A 19,244-nucleotide genomic window follows, 5' to 3' on the forward strand; every position below is an offset into this window, starting at 1 on the left:
CGCGTGCAGGACGCGCGCATGCCCGATGACCATCGCGATGCGCTGGTCATCGGGATTTGCGATGCCACTGAATGTCGCTGATTATCTAGCGCGTTATCTAGCGTGCGTTGCTCACCGCCCTTGCACTCGCTACAGCAGACACGTTGCCTCGATGTGCGTGATGCATCGATTCGCAGCAGCGTTGCCAGGCAGCGCGCGATTGGGCCGCACATCGGGCGTTATGGCGGGCCGGCGCTGCGCCCGCCGGCTCCGAATGCCACGTGTCTGGATGTGCGCACTCTCTCCTGCATTGCATCAGCGCGATGCACGCACCCTGGCCCGTGCGGAAAACAATGGCGGCGGCTGGCACGGGACTGTCCGCAGCGAGCCGCGCACCCGGATGCCAACGTGCTGGCCGCGCAAAGCTGCGGCTGCAATGGCGCGTCAGCCTATGTCAGCGAAGGCCGGCCAGGATCATCGACGCCTATGCCTTGCGCAGAAAACAGCTCTTCAACACCAATCCCTTGATCTTTTCCGAGTTGCCCTCGATGTGCTCGGCATCGTCTTCGACCAGGCGGATATTCCGGATGACCGTGCCCTGCTTGAGCGGAATCGACGACCCCTTGACCTTCAGATCCTTGATCACCGTCACCGTGTCGCCGGCCTGCAGCACATTGCCGTTGCTGTCGCGCACTACCGTCGTATTCGCCGCAGCCTCGCCTGCAGTCCATTCGAAACCGCAGTCCGCACAGATCGACAGCGCGCCGTCTGCATAGGTGTTGTCCAGACCGCATTGCGGACAGGCGGGAACGGAAGACATGCGATTCCTTGAGCGTAGAGGGGCGTGGATTGTAGCCTTCCGCCCAGGTGCTCACGCACCGGGGACGGCCACGGCGCGATAGTGCGCGGCTTGAAGAATGTCCTGCAGGCCGCGTGTGTCCACCCCATCAGCACCCCCTCCCGGCGCCGAGTCAGGCACCATCGACCAGCGCCCCGGTCCTTCCAACCCCACGCCTCCCGCTGCCGCAAAGGCCAAGGGCTCGCACCTGGTCGTCTACGTCGCACTGGCCGGCAACCTGGCGATCGCGGTGGCCAAGTTCATTGCCGCCGGCATTTCCGGCAGTTCGGCAATGCTCAGCGAAGGCGTGCATTCGCTGGTGGACACCATCAACGAAGTGCTGCTGCTGTACGGCCTGCGGCGTGCTGCGCGGTCGCCCTCTCCGACCCACCCGTTCGGTTACGGGCGCGAACTGTACTTCTGGAGTTTCATCGTCGCGCTACTGGTCTTTGCGATGGGCGCAGGCGTGTCGCTGTACGAAGGCATCGTGCATCTGCGCAATCCCGAGCCGGCCAAGAGCCATCTGGTCGCCTACATCGTACTTGGCGTATCGATCGTGTTCGAAGGCATTTCCTGGGGAGTGGCATTGCGCGAATTCCGCGCAAAAAAGGGACGCATGGGCTATTTCCAGGCGTTTCGGCAAAGCAAGGATCCCAGTACGTTCACCGTGTTGCTGGAAGACAGCGCCGCATTGATCGGCCTGTTGATGGCCGTACTGGGCCTGGCCGGCGCCCAGTTGCTGGACATGCCCGCGCTCGATGGCATCGCCTCGATCGGCATTGCCGGTGTGCTCGCCTTCACCGCGTTCCTGCTGGCGCGCGAAACCAAGGGCCTGCTGATCGGCGAGCCCGCACATGCGCACGTCTCCGAATCGCTGCTGTGCATCGCCGCCAGCGACCCGGATGTGCGCGCCGCCAACGGTGTGCTCACCATGCAGATGGGCCCGAACCAAGTGGTGGCCGCACTGAGCGCCGAGTTCGAGGACAGCCGCACCACGCCGCAGATCGAAGCCTGCGTCGGCCGTATCGAAGCGGCTGCCAAACGCAAACACCCTGAGCTCACCGCCCTGTTCATCAAACCGCAGACACCGGAAACCTGGCACGCGCGGCGCACCCAGATCGAGCGCGGCGCGCACGGGCAATAGCGTGCGCGGATGGTGCGGGTGTGTCGTGTGATCCCAGGCGGGCGCAGGTCCAGGCGCGCACGTTGGCGTTACATGCCGTCGTGCGCGCACTGCGTGCACAACAGGCTGACAGCGCCGCGACCAAGCTGATCATCGGCATAACCGCGCACGCCACTGCGGTTGCATCATCCAAACCGATTGCCTACCGTGTGCGGGCATCATCTCCTGGCGTCGTGACTCAGCCGACGCATCTCCCTTTTTTACTTCATGGAGGTTTCCAATGGAAATCAGCCAGGGTCGCGTTGCGACCATTCATTACACCCTTTCCGACGACACCGGCCAGGTGCTCGACCGTTCGACTCCGGACACGCCACTGAGCTATCTGCACGGCGCCGGCAATATCGTGCCTGGCCTGGAGCAGGCGCTGGACGGCAAGCGCGTCGGCGACACGCTGAACGCCGATGTGGCGCCCGAGCAGGGCTATGGTCCGCGCCATGAACAGCTGATCCAGCATGTCCCGCGCGAGGCATTTCCGACCGATGTCGAGGTCGTGCCGGGCGTGCAGTTCGAAGCCCGTACCCAGCAAGGACCGGTGCTGGTCACCGTGACCGAGGTAGGCACGGACAAGGTCACGGTCGACGGCAACCACCCGCTGGCAGGGCAGACGCTGCATTTTGCGGTGGAAGTGGTACAGGTGCGCGAGGCCACCACCGACGAACTGAACCAGGGCCACGTCGACGACATCGCGGCCTGATCCCCTGCGCTGCGTGCCCTGTGGGTGCGCGGCACAACGGCCGCACGTTGGGCGCCTGCCGGTCTCGACGGAGGATGCGGCAGGCGTAGTAAAGTGCGCGGCCCGCTCACATGGCTTGCCTGCATGAAACTCGGCATCGACTTCGGTACCAGCAATTCCGCCGCCGCCGCGATCGTCGACGGACAGGTGGTGCCGGTGCGCTTCGGTGACGCCCTACAGTTCCGTACCACGGTGTACTTTCCAGACACCATGCGCGACCCGGAGAACTTCAGCCTCACCCCGGCGCTGGAATACGAGGTGGAGCGCCTGATCGACTCGGCCCGCCGCGACGCTACCGCTGCCGGCCGCACCTCCAATAACGACAGTCTGCGCCGCGATGCGCTCCGCATCGTGCGTCGGCAGTGGATGGAAGAACAGGTACGCGAGCCGCGCAGTTCCGCCGCCCTGCTGCAGAACGCGGTGTATGGCGACGAGGCGCTGGATGCCTACTTCCTCGAAGGCGAGGGCAGCCTGGTGCAGAGCCCCAAATCGATGCTCGGCTACAACCTGCATCCGCGCGCGCGCCAGACCATCACCGGGATCGCCACGCATGTACTGGAGCACATCCGGCTCACCGCATCGCGCCAGTTCGACATCAATATCCGCAGCGCGACCTTGGGCCGCCCGGTGCAGTTCCGCAGTTCGATCGGCGAGGCCGGCAACGCGCAGGCACTGGAAATCCTGCAGACAGCAGCCATCGCCGCCGGTTTCGACAGCGTGGATTTTCTCGAAGAACCCGCTGCAGCCGCGATGCACTACCACGTCAGTCACGACACCCGCCACGACACCGTGGTGGTGGATATCGGCGGCGGCACCACCGACGTCGCCCATGCCAGCGTCGGCGGCAGCGCTGCGCCCCAGGTGCATCGTGCCTGGGGCATCGCGCGCGGCGGTACCGATATCGATCTGGCACTGAGTCTGGCCGCCTACATGCCGCTGTTCGGCCGTGGCATCACCCGCGTGCCGACCCATCACTATGTGGAAGCGGCGATGGTGCAGGACATGACCCGCCAGCGCGACTTCCGCCTGCACACCTATCAGGACGTCCCCGCTCCGTTCGACAAGCGTCTGCAGGCCCTGCAGGACACCGGCAATACCGCGCGCCTGTATCGGGGCGTGGAGAGCTGCAAGATCGCGCTCAGCGAACGCGAGCGGCAGCAGACGGCGCTGGACTTCATCGAACGCGGGCTGGAGGTGGACGTGCAGGCCAGCGCGCTGGTCGCGGCCGCTTCCAACTATGTGGCCGAGCTGCAGGGGTTGCTGGCGCAGGTGCGTGCCGATATGGCTGCGCCGCCGGCAACCTTGTTCCTGACCGGCGGCATGTCGCGCGCCGGCTATCTCCGCGACACCGTGGCGGCGGCCTTCCCGGAATCGCGCATGGTGCAGGGCGATCCGTCCTTCGGTGTGGTGCAGGGTCTGGCCTGGGCAACGGCGCATGCGGCCCGTCCGTCGGACGGTTAACACACGCCGACGCCCCAGCCCCTATAATTAGTGGTTGTTGCTAGACGGCCCACCGTCTTGTCTGCAAGGCACGCCCGCCGTGCCGCCGCGATTGCGCACCGAACGCGATCGCTTCTCTCGACACCGCTTCACGCGCGCGCCACCCTAGCCGCACGCGGTGTCACCGCACTTCCCCGCTACAGGAGGCCACATGGCACGTCCCGCGACCAAGCAGAAATCCCAGCCCAGTATCGCTCGCAGCGAAGGTAAGTCGCAGCCGCTCAGCCGTGAGCGCATTGCTGCCGACATCGCCGCGTTCCGCAAGACCGGCGGCCGGATCGAAGTGCTCACCACCAACTTCGGCCCGGCGCGTAACGACGGCGACAAGATCGCTTAAGCGTTACCCCGAAGTAGAAGTCGTGCCCACGTGCCACCGCAAGGTGGCACGTGTGTTTCTGGCCTCAGTTGCTGTAATCGATGCGCACAGAGCCCGAATGCGACTGCAGGTGGATGTCGCCATTGCCCGCCCCCAGCCTTGCCTTCAAGCGCTTGCCGGGGCCGTACTCCGGTTGCGTCACCTGCCCGACCACCGAGCGGATATCGCCGCTGAAAACCTCCACGTCCAGCGCTGCCGACACGTTGCGCGGTACCCCCAGCGTGACCGTGCCGCTGACGCTCTCTGCGGAAATGCTGCCCCCCGGCGCCAATCCGGCGACCGTCAACGCGGTACCGCCGGACACGCTTTGCGCGCGCAATTGCGACACCTGGCCTGCACCGACCCGGATCTGACCGGAAACGGACTCCACCGACACCACACCGCTTGCGCCAGAGGGCGCCTCGACCTGCCCACTGACCGTGCCCAGGGTCAGCCGCCCGCTGGCCACCGTGCTGCGCAATGCGCCGCTGACGGTTTCCAGTTGCGCTTCCCGGGCGCGTCCACCAGCGACCACATCGCCACTGACCGACTTGAGCTGCAACCGCGCCAGATCCACCTGCGCCACATCCACCGAGGCGCTGACCGCATCCACCTGCAGCAAGGCATCGCGCGGCACCCGCAATTCCAGCTCGGCGCCCTTGCTATTGCGGCTGTTGCGCGGATAGACCACTTCGAATTGCAGGCGATCCGCGCTTTCGTCGACCTCCAGGCGCTGCCCCTGGCCCAGGCTGCCGGTCAATGCAACCTCGTCGCGGTCCCAGCCGCGTACGCGGATCTGCCCGGCGATGTTCTCCAGCTCCACGCGTCCACCGCGTGCCAATGGATGGGACTGTTTGACCGCAGTCTGCGCGGCGGCCGGGGCTATGCACAGCGCGGCCAGAAGCAACAGGGAAAGACGGGCGTAACGCATGGGCAGGCTCCTTAGCTGGGGAAAGACGTCTCGCCCTGTGCGGCAAGACGGGTCAATTGCAGCCGCTTCGCATAGGTGCGTTGCAGTTGCGACAACAAAAATGCAGAACGCGGGTCCTTTGCGATGGCTGCGTGGATGACCTGCGCGCTGTGGTCCAGCTCGTCGAGCGCCGGGCGCAAATCGGCTGGCACCTGCTGCACCGGGTATGCGGCGATCGCCTGCCGGTATTGCCCGGACAGCGCTTGCGCTTGCGCAACCAATGCCGGCTGCGCAGGGCGTAGCGCCGGTGCATGCCGATCGAGCCCAGGCACGATGACCACCCATGCCAGCGCAGCGGCAAGCGCCGCGCCCAGCGCAGGCCAGGCCCACGCACGACGGCGCGGGGCCACTGCGATTCCGTCGACGCGCGGCGTCAATGCCGGCGCGATGCGGTCCCACATCTGCACCGGTGGCTGGCGCTGTTGCGGCAATGCCTGCAAACGCGCAACCAGCGCAGCGTCGTCGGCATCGTACGGAGCATCCAGATCGTGATTCATGTGTGTTCTCCCAGCCGCGCACGCAGCAAGCCGCGCGCGCGATGCAGTTGCGCCTTGGAACTACCGACCGCCATCTGCAGTTCGTCGGCAATTTCCTGGTGTTTCCAGCCTTCGAGATCGTGCAACACCAACACGGCACGTGCGCGCGGCGGAAGTGTTGCCAGCGCACGCTCCAGATCCATCCCGGTCGATTGGCAGCGCGTGGCGCCTGCAATCGCCGCGAGGATCTCGCCATCGGCATCGTCCACCAGATGGTCGCTCGACGCCGACCGCGCACGCAGCTCCATCAACGCGGTATTGACCGCCAGACGATGCAGCCACGTGCCGAGCGCGCTCTGAAAGCGGAAGTGCGGCAACGCCTTCCATGCGGCGATGAAGGTGTCCTGCAGCGCATCGTCGGCACGCGCCGCATTGCCACCGCATAACCGCCAGACCACCGCATACAGGCGCGGCGAGTGGCGGCGGTAAATTGCCTCGTACGCAGCCCGATCTCCGGCCGCAGCCGCACGTGCCAGCACCGCGTCGTCGCGGTCGGCGGAGCTGGCGCAACCTGGAGCATCGCTGGGCATGGAGGTCTCGAGCATATCCAGTTCGATGCGCCAGGCAGCAAAAAGGTTTAAACCCGACGCACGCTGCTTGGTCCAGGCGCAGCGATGCCCGGGCAGCGCTCGGGCGTGATGACCGCCAGACACCCGGTCGCCGAGCGAACGCGACGCCCACAACCACCGCGATCAAACGACACTGCATTCACCCCGCGCAGCTACAGCCCTTCGGCGGCCCCGTTACAATGGGCGCCCCCTGTGAACCTGCCTTGATGAGATGTCCGATGCCTTGCCCGCAATAATCCGCAGCCTGTTGCCGCACTGGAATATGGAATGGCTGGCGGTCGCGGTGCCAACGGTCAAGATCGTCTTGATACTCGCTGTTGCCGCACTGGCGCGCTTACTGCTGCGGCAGCTGCTGCGCCGCCTGTGCACGCATTACAAGCTACCGGCAGAAATGACCATCGGCATCCGTCGCGTGGGCAGCTTCGTCATTTCGGTCACTGCCGTCTTGATGGTGCTGCACGTGCTCGGCGTGTCGAGCGACACTTTGTGGACCGCGTTCACCGGCTTCGCTGCGGTCGGCGCGGTGGCGTTTTTCGCGGCGTGGAGCGTGCTGTCCAATATCTTCTGCACCTTCCTGATCATCACCACCCGGCCGTTCCGGTTGCACGATCACATCGAATTGCTCGAAGGTGGCGACAAGCCGGGCTTGAAAGGCCGCGTGATCGACATCAACGTGATCTACACGACGCTGGAAGAGACCGGCGATCACGCCGGCAGTGTGCTGCAAGTGCCCAATAGCCTGTTTTTCCAGCGCACCACGCGCCGTTGGCGCGAAACCAGCAGCTTCAACGCCAACTGACGACACGCAGCCAAGGCATCAACGCAGCTGACTGTCCTTGCTGCCGCGCCGGTTATAGCCGCCCTGCGCAGCCTGTTCGATGTCGTGCGCTTCCTGGCAGTTCACACACAGGCGCACCCCTGACACGGCCTTGCGGCGTGCCTCGGGAATCGCAGCGTCGCACTCTTCGCACTGGGTCAGACTCGGGCCCTGGTGCAACTGGCTTCGCGCGCGCTTGATCGCATCGTCCACAGTGGCATCGATCTGATCCTGCACTGCTCCATCACCCGCCCATCCGGTCGCCATGATCGCCTTACCTCGCTGGTCAGGGGACAAATATGGTCATCGGTGCAGGAAAATCCAAGCTGCACGTGCACAGCGCGCTCAAGTCCGGTGCTCTAGCATTCAGAGCGGCCAACGGTTGCTGCGCTCACTGTCTAGCGGGCGCAGCCGCAAGCTGGAATCGGCAAGTACCGCGTGTGCATCGTGGTGCCCCGGCTTGTTCGCTCCCGCCAACGCTCGCTTGCGACCTTTATTGGCCGCTCTCAGTCATTCGCACTCCCGAGGAATCTGCAATGGAACAGCCCGTCCACCCGTTCTCCGAATTGTTCGCCCAGCTTGGCTTGCCGTCCGATGAGGCCAGCATTCGTGATTTTATTGCCGAGCACTCTCCGCTACCGGGTGACATACGGCTGGAAGAAGCTGAATTCTGGACGCCGGCGCAGGCACAACTTCTACGTGAAGAGCGCCTCGACGATGCCGACTGGATCGTGACCATCGACCAGCTCAATATCGCCCTGCATACCACCGCCGAGAACACAGGCGTCTGAGGGGATCAGCCGTCTGTACCGTCGGGATCGCCTCACGACGCGCCCACATCGGCTTCCGACACTTGCGACGAAAAAGGAGCGGCCACGGGCCGCTCCTTCGTTGTTTTCGGGTTGCGCGGCCGGCAGCGAACCGCCGGCCATGCGCTCCGATCTCAGGTCACCTTCTTGGCGATCGTCACACCCAGCACGAACAGCACGATGGCGATGATGATGCCGGCCCAGAACAGGAACTTGGCGATTCCCATCGCAGCGCCCGCCATGCCGCCGAATCCGAGCGCACCGGCAATCAGTCCGATGATGGCGAAGATAATGGCCCACTTGATCATGTTGCTGTCTCCTCATGCGGCACGTTGCCGGTGTTCAGTCGGTTGTTCGCGGCACGCAGCCGCAAAACATGCGCTGCACGCTACCCATCGCGATGTGCCGCATTCGTGAATACGCATGACACACGCAGACATACGCGCGCTTGGTTCAGAGCAACCGATACGCCAGTGGCGCGCAACAGGCCGAGCCTCGCCACAACATGCATCGCCTGACCGACGTTCGCTTTCACGCAATCCATCCCCCTCACTGGCGCTCGCACCGTGGAGCGCAGGCGATGCGCGGCGCACCTGCTGACGGCGTCCCGCCGACCAGCATCGATTCGCATCCAGCACACGCATAAGCGATCATGCGTGCATCGCAACAGCCGATCGCCATGGACACTCTTCGTTACCTCGCCGGCTATCCGCCCAACGTCCTGGATCAGGTCCGCGAACTGATTGCGCAGGACAAACTTGCAGCGGTGTTGGCGCGGCGCTACCCGGACCGACACGCGATCCGCACCGATCGTCATCTGTACGACTACGTCAAGGCCATGAAGGAGCGCTACATGCGCTCATCGCCCACCTTGCACAAGGCGATGTACGACAACCATCTACAGGTGGTGAAGCACGCCCTGGGCACACACACTGCAATTTCGCGCATACACGGCGGCCGCTTGAAGGCCAGCCGCGAGATCCGTATCGCCTCGGTGTTCCGCGATGCGCCGGAGCCGTTTCTGCAGATGATCGTTGCGCACGAGCTGGCGCATCTGAAGGAGGCAGATCACAACAAGGCGTTTTATCAGCTGTGCAACCACATGACGCCGGATTACCACCAACTGGAGTTCGACCTGCGCCTGTATCTGACCCACCTGGCGCTGTCGGCGAACCGTTGATCGCGCCGGGTCGGCAATGTGCTTCGACACCCTGCATGCCGATGGCCGGCCCGATCCCGACGCACTGCACGCGGCCTGCCGGTCGTCGCAGGGAGCACATGGCTGGGAACCGCGTGGTTTCGACCGCAACGCCATCGGCATTGGTGAACAGATTCATACACAAGCCCCTGCCGACGTGGTTTAAAATGTTGCAGCGCGACGTGATCGGACAGGGTCTGCAGACGTCGCGTTTTTTGTTTCCCATTGCACGGGTTCCGGCCCGGCCTCAGGGAAGGCACATCACGCAGCCCCGCGGAGCCTTCGATGCTTTTCGAAACCCTCGACACCACCGGCCACGAGCAGGTGATTTTCTGTCACAACCGCGATGCCGGCCTCAAGGCGATCATCGCGCTGCACAGCACCCGCCTCGGGCCAGCGTTGGGCGGCGTGCGGATGCGCCCATACGCCAATAGCGAAGACGCGCTCAACGACGCGCTGCGGCTCAGCCGCACAATGACCTACAAGAACGCACTGGCGGGATTGAACGTCGGCGGCGGCAAGGCGGTGATCATCGGCGACCCCACGACCGACAAGAGCGAGGCGCTGTTCCGCGCATTCGGCCGTTTTGTCGACACCCTGGGCGGGCGCTACATCACCTCCGAGGACGTCGGTACCGATGTCAACGACATGGAGCAGATCTACCTGGAGAGCGAGTACGTCACAGGCGTGCACCAGGTGCATCGCGGCTCCGGCGACCCGGCTCCGTTCACCGCCTATGGCGCGCTGCAGGCGCTGATGGCATCGCTCAATCGCAAACTCGGACACGAAGAAGTCGGCAAGGCCAGTATTGCGATCCAGGGCTTGGGCCATATCGGCATGGAACTGGTGAAACTGCTCAAGGAGCGCGGCGCCAAGCTCTATGTGGCCGATCTGAACCCTGCGCTGGTGGACCGCGCGGTGTCCGAATACGGCGCCGAAGCGGTGAGCATCGACGAGATCTACCAGGTGCCGGCCGACGTGTTCGCGCCGTGCGCGCTGGAAGGTGCGATCAACGAAGACACGCTGCCGCGGCTCAAGGCCAAGATCATTTGCGGCACCGCCAACAACCAGCTCGCCAGTGCCGCCATCGGCGACGAACTGCACAGGCGCGGTATCCTCTACGCGCCCGACTACGTGGTCAACGCTGGTGGCGTGATGAATGTGTCGCTGGAGATCGACGGCTACAACCGCGAACGTGCGATGCGGTTGATCCGCAGCATCTATCACAACCTGGAAAAGGTGTTCGACCTGTCCACTCACCTGAACGTGTCGCCGCAGCAGGCGGCCGATCAGATCGCCGAGGCGCGCATCGAGGCCATCAGCAAGCTCAAACTGCCGCTGGGCCGCACCGCACCGCGCTTTCTGCATAAATTGCGCGGCGAATAAGCACGCCAATGGGCGGGCCGCGTTTGAGGACACGTGCGATGACGCAATCGCCGACTTACACCTGACGCCCGGGGATTGCACCCGGGCGTCATGGTCATGCACACCGATCAGAAATCGGCGCTGTACTTCAGGCTCAGCGCGCGATCGTCGCCGCGCTCGCCCACACGCTGGTCATAACCGAAACGCAGCTGGCTCTGATTGCCGAAGGGCGCAGAGGCCGCGATGCCGAACAAGCCGCCCGATCGTGCCGGCTGCATGCCGCGCAGCGGTGCCCAGGCATCCACACCGATGAAGCTGGCATCGAGCATCAAGCCTTCGCTGCTCAACGCCTGTTGCCACTCGGCATAACCACCCAACTGGATGCCACGCCAGCGATACGCCGAACGCACGCCGGCCAGAACCTGGGTACGCGAGGAGGTGCTTGCATCGGCGCGCAGCCCGAAGCCTTCACCACCGCTTTCGCGGAAACCTTCGCTGCGCAGGCGGACATAATCCAGGCCCATGTACGGGGTCAGGCTTGCGCGCGCACCGCCCCAGCGATACCCGGTTTCCAGATTGCCGCTGAGATAACTGCCGCTGTAGTCGCTGAACGCGCTGCTGCGCTCTTCGCCGAACTGCAGGCTGCGCTCGATCTGACGATCGACATTGCCAAACCCCAACTGGCCCAGCGTATAGGCCGAGCCCAGCGTGGTGCCCCAATACAGCTGACCTTGCACCTGACGATCGCGGCCGCGCGCGCCATCCAGATCGCCCAGGCTGTTGGAGCGCGTTTCGCCGAAGGCAAAGCCGGTGACCGCGCCGGATGCCAGGTGCAGATCGTTGCCCATCATCCAGCCGGAGGTCGCAAACCCCGCCGTGGTCACTCCGCCCTCGCCAGGCCCGCCCAGCGCACGCTGCCACACACCCAACACACGCGGCTGCTGCGACAGCGCATCGAAATGCGCGGCCAATGCACGCCGTCCCAGATCGATGGTGTCGAAGGTCATCGCAGCCGACTCGGCATGCGCACGACCGGACAGGCTGCGCAGCGAATCGGCCGCCGCCTTGGCGGTGGGCGATTGCTGCAAGGCGGCCGCAGCCCGAATGAAGCCACTGCTGATGGCGCCATTGCCCTTCAGCCGCTGCGCATCCACTTGCTGAAACGCCTGCTCCACGCGCACTGCCGACTCCATCGCCGCAGTGCCGGTCATGCCCAGCGTGTTGGCCACGGCAGTGACGTCCATACGCCGCAACGACAGATACGCATTGTTGCTGTCGTACGTCAGATTGGCATCGAGGAAGGTGACAGCCGGCCCACTACTCAGCGAATCGAATCTGCCCTGCAGGCCGTCGGTCGCTTGCAGCAAGGTATAGCTGTTGTTGTCGATCACGTAGTCCCGCCGGCCGAGCACTTGCAGATCGCCGGCAATCGTCGCGGTGCCCATGACGTTCATACGATCGCCCACGTTCAACGCCAGGCGGCCATTGCCGGCCTGGGTGTAATTGCCATTGACAGACAGCGTCGCACTGTTGACCTGCAGCGTGCCGGCGTTATCCACCCTGCCACCGATCGTGCCTGCACCGATCAGCGTCGCGCCATTGGCGATGCCGACGCGCGCACTCTGCAGACTGGCGGTCTGCAAGGTGCCGCCGAGGACCTGGGTGTCGCCGGTAAAGGTATTGGCCTCGCTGCTCAACACCAGCGTGCCGGTGCCGCGTTTGGTCAGGCCACCGGCGCCGCTGATGTCATTGGCCCAGGTCGAGCGCAAGCTGTTGACCGTGACATCCACCGTGCCCCAATCGAAACGTGCCGGCCCCAGTACCGCCTTGCCCACGTTGAGCAGGCCGTAACCAAACGTCGCATCCACGCCCGTCGCGCCCAGATCGGTGGCGGTGCCCAACAACGTCTGTCGAACCAGATCGTTGTTGAAGTACGGAAATGCCTGCCACACCAATGCCGCTGCGCCAGAGACCAGTGGCGCGGCAAACGAGGTGCCGCTGCCGTACAAGTAACGGATGTTGCTGGCGGTGGCATCGGGATCGATGAATATCGAGGTCCCAGGTGCCACCAGGCAGTAACGCATCGCCACGCCGCAGGCATTGGAATACGACGCCAGCTGCGTGGGATTGGCGGTATCCAGCGCGCCGACCACCAGCCAGCCGCGCTCCAGATCGGCGGCCGGCAGCGTGCCATTGGGGCCGGGCTGGCTCGGCAACGCGGCCGTGTCCGACGGTTGCATCCTGGATTCATTGCCGGAGGCGAACACCACCAAGCCATCGTTATCGATCACGAACGACCGGTATTCCTGTGCGACCTGGTCGGTCACCGTCGGATTGGTCCAGTAAAGACCGCCCCACGAATTGTTCATGATGCGCACGCCCGCGCCGATCAGGTCGGCATGCACTGCGGCCAGGCCGAGCGGCCCATCGATTTCATTGCCGTTGCCGCTGCCGTCATCGTCCGGAGGCTCGTCGCTGATGATGCGTGCGGACACCAGTCCTGCGCCGCTGGCGATGCCACCCGGCCACTGGCCCACGGCACGCCCGGCCGCAAGTTCGGCGACCACCGTGCCGTGCCCCACCACATCGCCCACCGCGATGTTGTTCTCGCGCGGATCGACGTAGATGAAGCTGTCGCTGACCTTTCCCTGCAGCGCCGGATGCATGGCGTTGATGCCGGTGTCGATCACGCCGATGCGATAACCGGCGCCGGTGAAACCCAATGCCTGTGCGGCACGTGCATTGGTCAACGCCAGATGCGCGTCGATTGCAGGCTCTGGCGTCGTCGGAGCCGGCGGTGGCGGCGGTGGTGAGGTCGACGGCGGCGGCGGTGGCGGCGAGGTCGGAGGCGGTGCGGTCGGTGTGGTGGGACGAATGCCACCACCGTTTCCGCCGCCGCCACCGCCACACGCGGTCAAGGCAACAGCCAACGCCGAGGCCAGGACGGTCCTGGCGACGTGTGTTTTGTTCATTTGAAGCGTTCTCCCCGAACCCATTCCATGGATAGGGCCCAACCCCGGGCCCGAACGCCGTCTTTATACTGCATCGGCGCGCCGCTGTCGCAGCCCTGTCGTGTGCTGGCGCGAATCGGCCACGAGGCAGATAATCGTTTCACTTTCAACGGTATCCACTCATGTCCGACATCGTCATCGTTGCTGCCAAACGCACTGCCATCGGATCGTTCCTCGGTCAATTCAACGGAGTGCCGGCACCGACGCTCGCCGCCACTGCGATCCAGGGCGCGCTGGCGCAATCGGGGATCGCGCCGGCCGACGTTTCAGAAGTCATCGTCGGCTGCGTGTTGCCGGCCAACCTCGGCCAGGCACCGGCCCGCCAGGCCGCGATCGCCGCAGGCATTCCCACTTCGACCGGTGCCACCACCATCAACAAGGTGTGCGGCTCGGGCATGAAGGCGATCATGTTCGGACACGACCTGATCAAAGCCGGCTCGGCCAGCATCGTGGTGGCCGGCGGCATGGAGTCGATGAGCAACGCGCCGCATCTGCTGCCCAACTCGCGCACCGGCAACCGCTACGGCAATTTCCAGGCGATCGATCACATGGCGTGGGATGGCCTGACCAATCCCTACGACGGCCAGGCCATGGGCGTGTTCGGCGAAGCCACTGCCGAAAAGTTCGGCTTCAGCCGCGCCGACCAGGATGCCTTTGCAATCGCCTCGGTCGAACGTGCGCAGGCCGCGCAGCGCAGCGGTGCATTCGCTGACGAAATCGTTGCGGTCACGGTCGCTACGCGCAAGGGCGAGGTGATTGTCGACACCGATGAGCAGCCGGGCAAATCCGATACCGCCAAGATTCCAACGCTGAAACCGGCGTTCAAGAAGGACGGCACCGTCACCGCAGCCAGTTCCTCCAGCATTTCCGACGGCGCGGCGATCACCGTGTTGATGAGCGCCGACGAGGCGCAACGTCGTGGCGTGACAGCGCTGGCGCGCATCGTTGGGCATGTCACCCACTCGCAGGCACCTGAGTGGTTCACCACTGCGCCGGTCGCGGCGATCACCTCGTTGATCGGCAAGATCGGTTGGCAACTGGACCAGGTGGATCTGTTCGAAATCAACGAAGCGTTCGCGGTGGTGGCGATGGCGCCGATCGCCGAACTCGGCATCGCGCACGACAAGGTCAACGTGCACGGCGGTGCCTGCGCATTGGGTCATCCGATCGGTGCATCGGGCGCGCGCCTGGTGGTGACATTGGTGAACGCGTTGCGCAGACGCGGGGGCAAGCGCGGAATCGCGACGCTTTGCATCGGCGGTGGCGAGGCGACAGCCATCGCTATCGAATTGATTTAATTGTTTTTAACGGCGATTTTGCAAAACTGAATGCGCGTGCGCTTGACACTGGTCTTGTGGCCGTCATCATGTCGGGGGCGCGCAATAGCGCGTTGCCTAATCTAACGACGAGGATTGAAACAATGACCATTAACAAGCTGCTGATCGCAATGGCTCTGGGCCTGGCCCTGACCGCTTGCTCGAAGCCGGAACAGGCTCAGGACGCTGCTGCTTCGGCTAACGAAGCTGCTACCGACGCACAGACCGCTGCTGACCAGGCTGCTGCCTCGGGCTCGCAGTCGGCTGACGCCGCTCAGTCTGCCGCCAACACCGCTGCTGCTTCGGCCGACACCGCCGCTGACGCTGCTCAGGCTGCTTCCGGCGCCGCGACCGACGCTGCTGCCGACCAGGCTGCCGACGCTGCCAAGACGGCTGAAAACACCGCCGAAGCTGCTAAGGACACCGCTCAGGAAGCCAAGAAGTAATCACTTCTTAGCTCCAGGCGAGTTCGGAAAAAGCCGCTGGTTTCCAGCGGCTTTTTCTTTGCCTGCGCGTTGGGTGGGGGCATCCGGCGCGATTCAACCGGATCTGTTGCGTCGGGTAGGCACCGCATGCCGCCCGGGGGCTGAATGGCAGGCCGCGCATTGACGCAGGCTGCATCGGCTCGTGCATAAGCTCCGCCTTCCAACACCGGAACAGGAACAGGACCACCCATGAAGACGATCCGCATGCTGTCGTTGAGCGCCATTGCCGCCCTCACTCTCGCCGCCTGCCAGGGCCCTGACGCAGAGCAGGCACAACGCGATGCTGCATCCGCAGCCAAACACGCCGCTGCTGCAACCGAACAAGCCGCCGATCGCGCCGCCGTGCAGGCCAAGGCAGCCACTGCCGACGCGCGCGTTGCCGCGCGCGAGATGGCTGCCGACGCCAGCCGCGCCACTGCAAACGCCGCAGACGCCACCGCCGACAAGACCCGTGAGATGGCCAACAAGGCCGAACAGAATGCCGACAAGCACGACGCCGAGCATACGGATCACTGAGCGCAACGCCTGACCGCATGATGTTGCAGACGCGCCGGCATCCAACATGCCGGCGCGTCCATCTCCGGGCAATAGTGAACTCGTGTTGTTGAGCCTGGCAGGCTAGCATTGGCGGATGCACTCTTCCCTCGTCTCGCGCTACCGCAACCAAGTTGCGCTGGTGTTCTCTGCGCTCATCTTCATTGCCATCGGCATCGGTATTTTCATCGGTGCGCGGCGCTCGTTGGCCGATGCCGCACTGGTGTCGCATACCCATGAAGTCATCGGCCGGGTCGACGAGATCCAGGCGCGCGCGCTGGATGCCGAATCGGCGCAACGCGGCTTCCTGCTCACCGGCAACGATGCCTATCTGCTGGATTACCAAACCAGTGTCGATCGTCTGCCGATCCTGTTCGACAACCTGCGTCGCCTGATTGCCGACAATCCGTCCCAGGTCGCCCACCTGGCCACCTTGCAGCGCCTGGTGGAGACGCGCCTTGAGCAGATCCAGCAAGTGCTCGATGCGTATGCGCAAGGCGGATTGGAGCCGGCTCGCACCAGCATCCGGCAAACCGCATTCCGCACCACCAGCGCCATCCGCGAACAGGCGTTGACCATGGTGCAGCGCGAACAGCAACTGCTGACGCAACGTGCACACAGCAGCGATGCCAGCGCCAGCCTGTTGCTGGTGCTGGCCCTGGCCGGCATCCCGTTCGGCCTGGCGGTGGTGGGCACGGTGTATGCGCTGCTGATGCGCGAACTGCGCAACCGGGCGCAGGCCGAACAGCTGGCAGCGCAGGCCAATCGCGAGTTGGGCGACAGCATCGGCGCGCTGCAGCGCAGTACGGCAGACCTCAATCTGCTCAGCCGTTACACCGGTTTATTGCAAAGCTGCATCAGCGCAGAAGAGGCGCTGGTGGTGACCAGCCGCACCCTGGCCAGTCTGCTGCCGGGTGTGGCCGGAAGCGTCTATCTGCTGCGCGCCTCGCAGGATCGTGCCGAAGCGATCAGCCATTGGGGCGAGCCCCTTGTCCACAGCGCGCCGCACCTGATGCCGGAAGAGTGCTGGGCATTGCGACGCGGCCAGCCGCACGTCATCGAAGACCTGCGCCGCGATGCACTGTGCGCGCATATCGATGCGCCAAAAATGGATGCATCGATCACCACCGCCTGCCTGCCGATGTCCGCGCAAGGCACCCAACTCGGTTTTCTGTTCCTGTCCTGCCCCGGGCCAGGCCCGATGCCACGGCTGGAGATCGCCGAAGCGGCCGCCGAGCAGCTGTCGTTGGCATTGAGCAATCTGCACCTGCGCGAATCGCTGCGCCGGCAATCGATCCGCGACGCGCTGACCGGGCTGTACAACCGACGCTATCTGGAAGAATCGCTCAGTCACGAGTTGGCGCGCTGCGCGCGACGCGGTCTGCCGTTGTCGGTATTGATGCTCGATATCGATCACTTCAAGCAATTCAACGACAGCCAGGGGCATGCCGGCGGCGATCTGTTGCTGGCTGCGGTCGGCGAGATGCTACTGACCCGCCTGCGCGCCGAAGATGTGGCCTGCCGCTACGGCGGCGAGGAGTTCACCGTGATCCTGCCCGAAACCGAGGGCGACGAGGCCATGCGCGTGGCCGAACAGATTCGTAGCGACATCGCAGTACTGGCGGTCAGCGATGGTGCGCGCTCATTGCCGCGCGTGACCGCCTCGATCGGCGTGGCGAGCTTTCCGGCCGACGGCGAACTGGGAGCGAACCTGATCAAGAAGGCCGATGCCGCGCTCTATGCAGCCAAGCATCGCGGTCGCAACCGGATCGAGCGCCACCGTGGCCAGACCGATATATCGGACTGAGTCGACGCGCTGTCGGTGTCGGATTGCGCAGGCTGTCACATAAAATATCGATCGACGCAGCGATAGTCGGGCCTTGACCCCCAGCGAGGCAGTCCGATGTCGATGTGGCGCGATCAAGGTCCCAACAAGAAAGACGGTATTCCGGCAGCAGCCGACGTCCCCGCCGCCGATGGGCGGCTATTCAATGCAGAGGCCAGCCCGGCTCCGCCGATGCCGGCCGCGGCGCCTGCCGCTGTTGCGCCCGCCGCTGCGACACCGCAGCGCCAGGGCGAGGCGAAGGAATCGCTGATCGCCGCCGACATCAGCATCGAAGGCAAGATTGAAGGTGCCGGCCATGTTCGTCTGGCCGGTCGCTTCAAGGGCGACGTCAACGTCAAGGGCGATCTCACCATCGAGCGCGGCGCCAAGCTCAACGGCGGCGTGCGTGCCAACAAGGTGATCATCGCCGGCGAGCTGGAGGGCAATATCGAGTCGGCAGCGCAAGTGGAATTGCAGACCTCCGGCGTGCTGGTCGGCGACGTCAAGGCCGGCAGCCTGACCGTGGCCTCGGGCGCGCGCATGCGCGGCCAGGCCGACTTCGGTTGGGGCGATGACACCGGCAAGCCGGCCAGTGCCAGCAAAGCGACTGTCGGCGGAGACAACGACGCCACATGAGTGCGCCCCGCCCGGGCACGCCCGGTGCCACGCGCAGCTGCCCGCATTGCAAGGCGACGATTCTGGAAAGCGCCAGCGTCTGCCCTGCCTGCAAGCACCACCTGCGCTTCGATTCGGCGGCTGTGCAACACGCACAGCCGGCGCCGATCGTGCCACTGAAGGTCGATGGCACCATCCGTCATCCCGCCGACGGCGATCCGTTGGAATACACCGTGGTGGTGATCGTACGGAACGGCAAGGGCGAAGAGATCCGTCGCCAGGTCGTGGATGTCGGCGCGATGCTGGGCGGTGAAGAACGCGGGTTTACCTTGGCGGTGGAGGCCACTGCAGTGCGTACGCCTGGACGACGTACGCGGCATTAGCGCGTGCGATGCAGGTGCGATGAGATGCGTTGGTCGTCTGCGGTGCGGAGCGTGTGCTGCATGCTGCCTGCCTGCTGCCTGCTGCCAGGGCAAGCGCGGCGGCTCGCTACATGCCGCTGGCGGCCAATCCGCACGGAAACTGTGGCGCCTCACCACAAATCGCACGCGATGCGGTGACCTCTTGCCTGCTGTGCGTATTGCAGAGCGCGCGCACGCATAGACG

The 19,244-nt window shown here is 64.7% G+C and carries 20 protein-coding genes and 2 pseudogenes; 15 read left to right on the forward strand and 7 right to left on the reverse strand.

From position 1 onward, the window contains the following. Window positions 1–463: 463 nt before the first annotated feature. Window positions 464–799 carry a zinc ribbon domain-containing protein YjdM gene (locus GGR61_RS01885; protein ID WP_184405781.1) on the reverse strand — a complete coding sequence of 112 codons (336 nt, stop codon included), beginning with the start codon at window positions 797–799 and terminating at the stop codon, window positions 464–466. 214 nt (window positions 800–1,013) lie between these two features. Between GGR61_RS01885 and GGR61_RS01890 the strand changes: the two are divergent. The 4 genes and pseudogenes from GGR61_RS01890 to GGR61_RS01905 form a co-directional block, all read left to right on the forward strand. Further along, window positions 1,014–1,961: pseudogene (locus GGR61_RS01890) on the forward strand (cation diffusion facilitator family transporter); the annotation flags it as partial. Between the two features lie 259 nt (window positions 1,962–2,220). Further along, window positions 2,221–2,694 (forward strand): peptidylprolyl isomerase, encoded by a 474-nt coding sequence (locus tag GGR61_RS01895; RefSeq protein ID WP_184405779.1) that lies wholly within the window; start codon window positions 2,221–2,223, stop codon window positions 2,692–2,694. A 123-nt stretch (window positions 2,695–2,817) separates the two neighbouring features. Further along, window positions 2,818–4,194, forward strand: a complete 1,377-nt coding sequence (locus GGR61_RS01900) for an Hsp70 family protein (RefSeq protein WP_184620278.1) — start codon at window positions 2,818–2,820, stop codon at window positions 4,192–4,194. 190 nt (window positions 4,195–4,384) lie between these two features. Beyond that, complete coding sequence (locus GGR61_RS01905) at window positions 4,385–4,570, forward strand: hypothetical protein (RefSeq protein WP_010366034.1); 186 nt, start codon at window positions 4,385–4,387, stop codon at window positions 4,568–4,570. Between the two features lie 64 nt (window positions 4,571–4,634). Here GGR61_RS01905 and GGR61_RS01910 read toward each other — a convergent pair whose 3' ends face one another. From GGR61_RS01910 to GGR61_RS01920, 3 genes are read right to left on the reverse strand one after another with little or no spacing between them, the layout of a single operon-like run. Continuing rightward, a complete protein-coding gene (locus GGR61_RS01910; RefSeq protein WP_184620279.1) occupies window positions 4,635–5,519 on the reverse strand; it encodes a DUF4097 family beta strand repeat-containing protein in 885 nt (294 codons plus the stop codon). An 11-nt stretch (window positions 5,520–5,530) separates the two neighbouring features. Then, on the reverse strand, window positions 5,531–6,055 hold the full coding sequence (locus tag GGR61_RS01915) for a hypothetical protein (protein ID WP_184620280.1): 525 nt from the start codon (window positions 6,053–6,055) through the stop codon (window positions 5,531–5,533). Next, window positions 6,052–6,639: a sigma-70 family RNA polymerase sigma factor gene (locus GGR61_RS01920; protein WP_184405776.1), complete on the reverse strand. Its 588-nt coding sequence runs from the start codon at window positions 6,637–6,639 to the stop codon at window positions 6,052–6,054. The genes GGR61_RS01915 and GGR61_RS01920 overlap by 4 nt, the downstream gene beginning before the upstream one ends. Window positions 6,640–6,874: 235 nt before the next feature. Between GGR61_RS01920 and GGR61_RS01925 the strand changes: the two genes are divergently transcribed. Further along, the gene (locus GGR61_RS01925) at window positions 6,875–7,462 is read left to right on the forward strand and encodes a mechanosensitive ion channel family protein (RefSeq protein ID WP_184620281.1); all 588 of its coding nucleotides are present in this window, start codon (window positions 6,875–6,877) and stop codon (window positions 7,460–7,462) included. 18 nt (window positions 7,463–7,480) lie between these two features. On the opposite strand, the gene GGR61_RS01930 is transcribed toward GGR61_RS01925, so the two are convergent. Beyond that, entirely contained in the window at window positions 7,481–7,747 is a 267-nt protein-coding gene (locus tag GGR61_RS01930) for a DksA/TraR family C4-type zinc finger protein (RefSeq protein WP_184405774.1), read from the reverse strand. A gap of 269 nt (window positions 7,748–8,016) precedes the next feature. Here GGR61_RS01930 and GGR61_RS01935 point away from each other — a divergent pair, with 269 nt between their 5' ends. After that, window positions 8,017–8,271, forward strand: coding sequence for a DUF2789 domain-containing protein (locus GGR61_RS01935; protein WP_184405773.1), 255 nt, complete (start codon window positions 8,017–8,019; stop codon window positions 8,269–8,271). 152 nt (window positions 8,272–8,423) lie between these two features. On the opposite strand, the gene GGR61_RS01940 is transcribed toward GGR61_RS01935, so the two are convergent. Then, complete coding sequence (locus GGR61_RS01940) at window positions 8,424–8,597, reverse strand: DUF1328 domain-containing protein (protein ID WP_006452844.1); 174 nt, start codon at window positions 8,595–8,597, stop codon at window positions 8,424–8,426. Between the two features lie 344 nt (window positions 8,598–8,941). On the opposite strand from GGR61_RS01940, the gene GGR61_RS01945 reads away from it, so the two are divergent. The 3 genes and pseudogenes from GGR61_RS01945 (at window position 8,942) to GGR61_RS01950 (ending at window position 10,873) form a co-directional block, all read left to right on the forward strand. Next, a complete protein-coding gene (locus GGR61_RS01945; RefSeq protein WP_184405772.1) occupies window positions 8,942–9,469 on the forward strand; it encodes a M48 family metallopeptidase in 528 nt (175 codons plus the stop codon). A gap of 1 nt (window position 9,470) precedes the next feature. Next, window positions 9,471–9,616: pseudogene (locus GGR61_RS21005) on the forward strand (2OG-Fe(II) oxygenase); the annotation flags it as partial. Window positions 9,617–9,772: 156 nt separating this feature from the next. Then, window positions 9,773–10,873 (forward strand): Glu/Leu/Phe/Val dehydrogenase, encoded by a 1,101-nt coding sequence (locus tag GGR61_RS01950; RefSeq protein WP_184620282.1) that lies wholly within the window; start codon window positions 9,773–9,775, stop codon window positions 10,871–10,873. 107 nt (window positions 10,874–10,980) lie between these two features. On the opposite strand, the gene GGR61_RS01955 is transcribed toward GGR61_RS01950, so the two are convergent. Continuing rightward, on the reverse strand, window positions 10,981–13,824 hold the full coding sequence (locus GGR61_RS01955; RefSeq protein WP_184620283.1) for an autotransporter serine protease: 2,844 nt from the start codon (window positions 13,822–13,824) through the stop codon (window positions 10,981–10,983). Window positions 13,825–13,985: 161 nt separating this feature from the next. Here GGR61_RS01955 and GGR61_RS01960 point away from each other — a divergent pair, with 161 nt between their 5' ends. The 6 genes from GGR61_RS01960 to GGR61_RS01985 all read left to right on the forward strand — a co-directional run bounded on the left by GGR61_RS01960 (window position 13,986) and on the right by GGR61_RS01985 (window position 19,021). Next, the gene (locus tag GGR61_RS01960; protein WP_184620284.1) at window positions 13,986–15,161 is read left to right on the forward strand and encodes a thiolase family protein; all 1,176 of its coding nucleotides are present in this window, start codon (window positions 13,986–13,988) and stop codon (window positions 15,159–15,161) included. 122 nt (window positions 15,162–15,283) lie between these two features. Next, on the forward strand, window positions 15,284–15,625 hold the full coding sequence (locus tag GGR61_RS01965) for a hypothetical protein (protein ID WP_184405768.1): 342 nt from the start codon (window positions 15,284–15,286) through the stop codon (window positions 15,623–15,625). A gap of 228 nt (window positions 15,626–15,853) precedes the next feature. Then, window positions 15,854–16,180, forward strand: coding sequence for a hypothetical protein (locus GGR61_RS01970; protein WP_184405767.1), 327 nt, complete (start codon window positions 15,854–15,856; stop codon window positions 16,178–16,180). 115 nt (window positions 16,181–16,295) lie between these two features. Next, window positions 16,296–18,005: a diguanylate cyclase gene (locus GGR61_RS01975; RefSeq protein WP_184405766.1), complete on the forward strand. Its 1,710-nt coding sequence runs from the start codon at window positions 16,296–16,298 to the stop codon at window positions 18,003–18,005. A gap of 96 nt (window positions 18,006–18,101) precedes the next feature. Further along, on the forward strand, window positions 18,102–18,659 hold the full coding sequence (locus GGR61_RS01980) for a polymer-forming cytoskeletal protein (protein ID WP_184620285.1): 558 nt from the start codon (window positions 18,102–18,104) through the stop codon (window positions 18,657–18,659). Next, a complete protein-coding gene (locus GGR61_RS01985) occupies window positions 18,656–19,021 on the forward strand; it encodes a hypothetical protein (RefSeq protein WP_184405762.1) in 366 nt (121 codons plus the stop codon). The genes GGR61_RS01980 and GGR61_RS01985 overlap by 4 nt, the downstream gene beginning before the upstream one ends. The last annotated feature ends 223 nt before the right edge of the window (window positions 19,022–19,244 follow it).

The sequence above is a fragment of the Xanthomonas sp. 3058 genome (assembly GCF_014199765.1).
GTDB classification, from domain to species: domain Bacteria; phylum Pseudomonadota; class Gammaproteobacteria; order Xanthomonadales; family Xanthomonadaceae; genus Xanthomonas; species Xanthomonas campestris_B.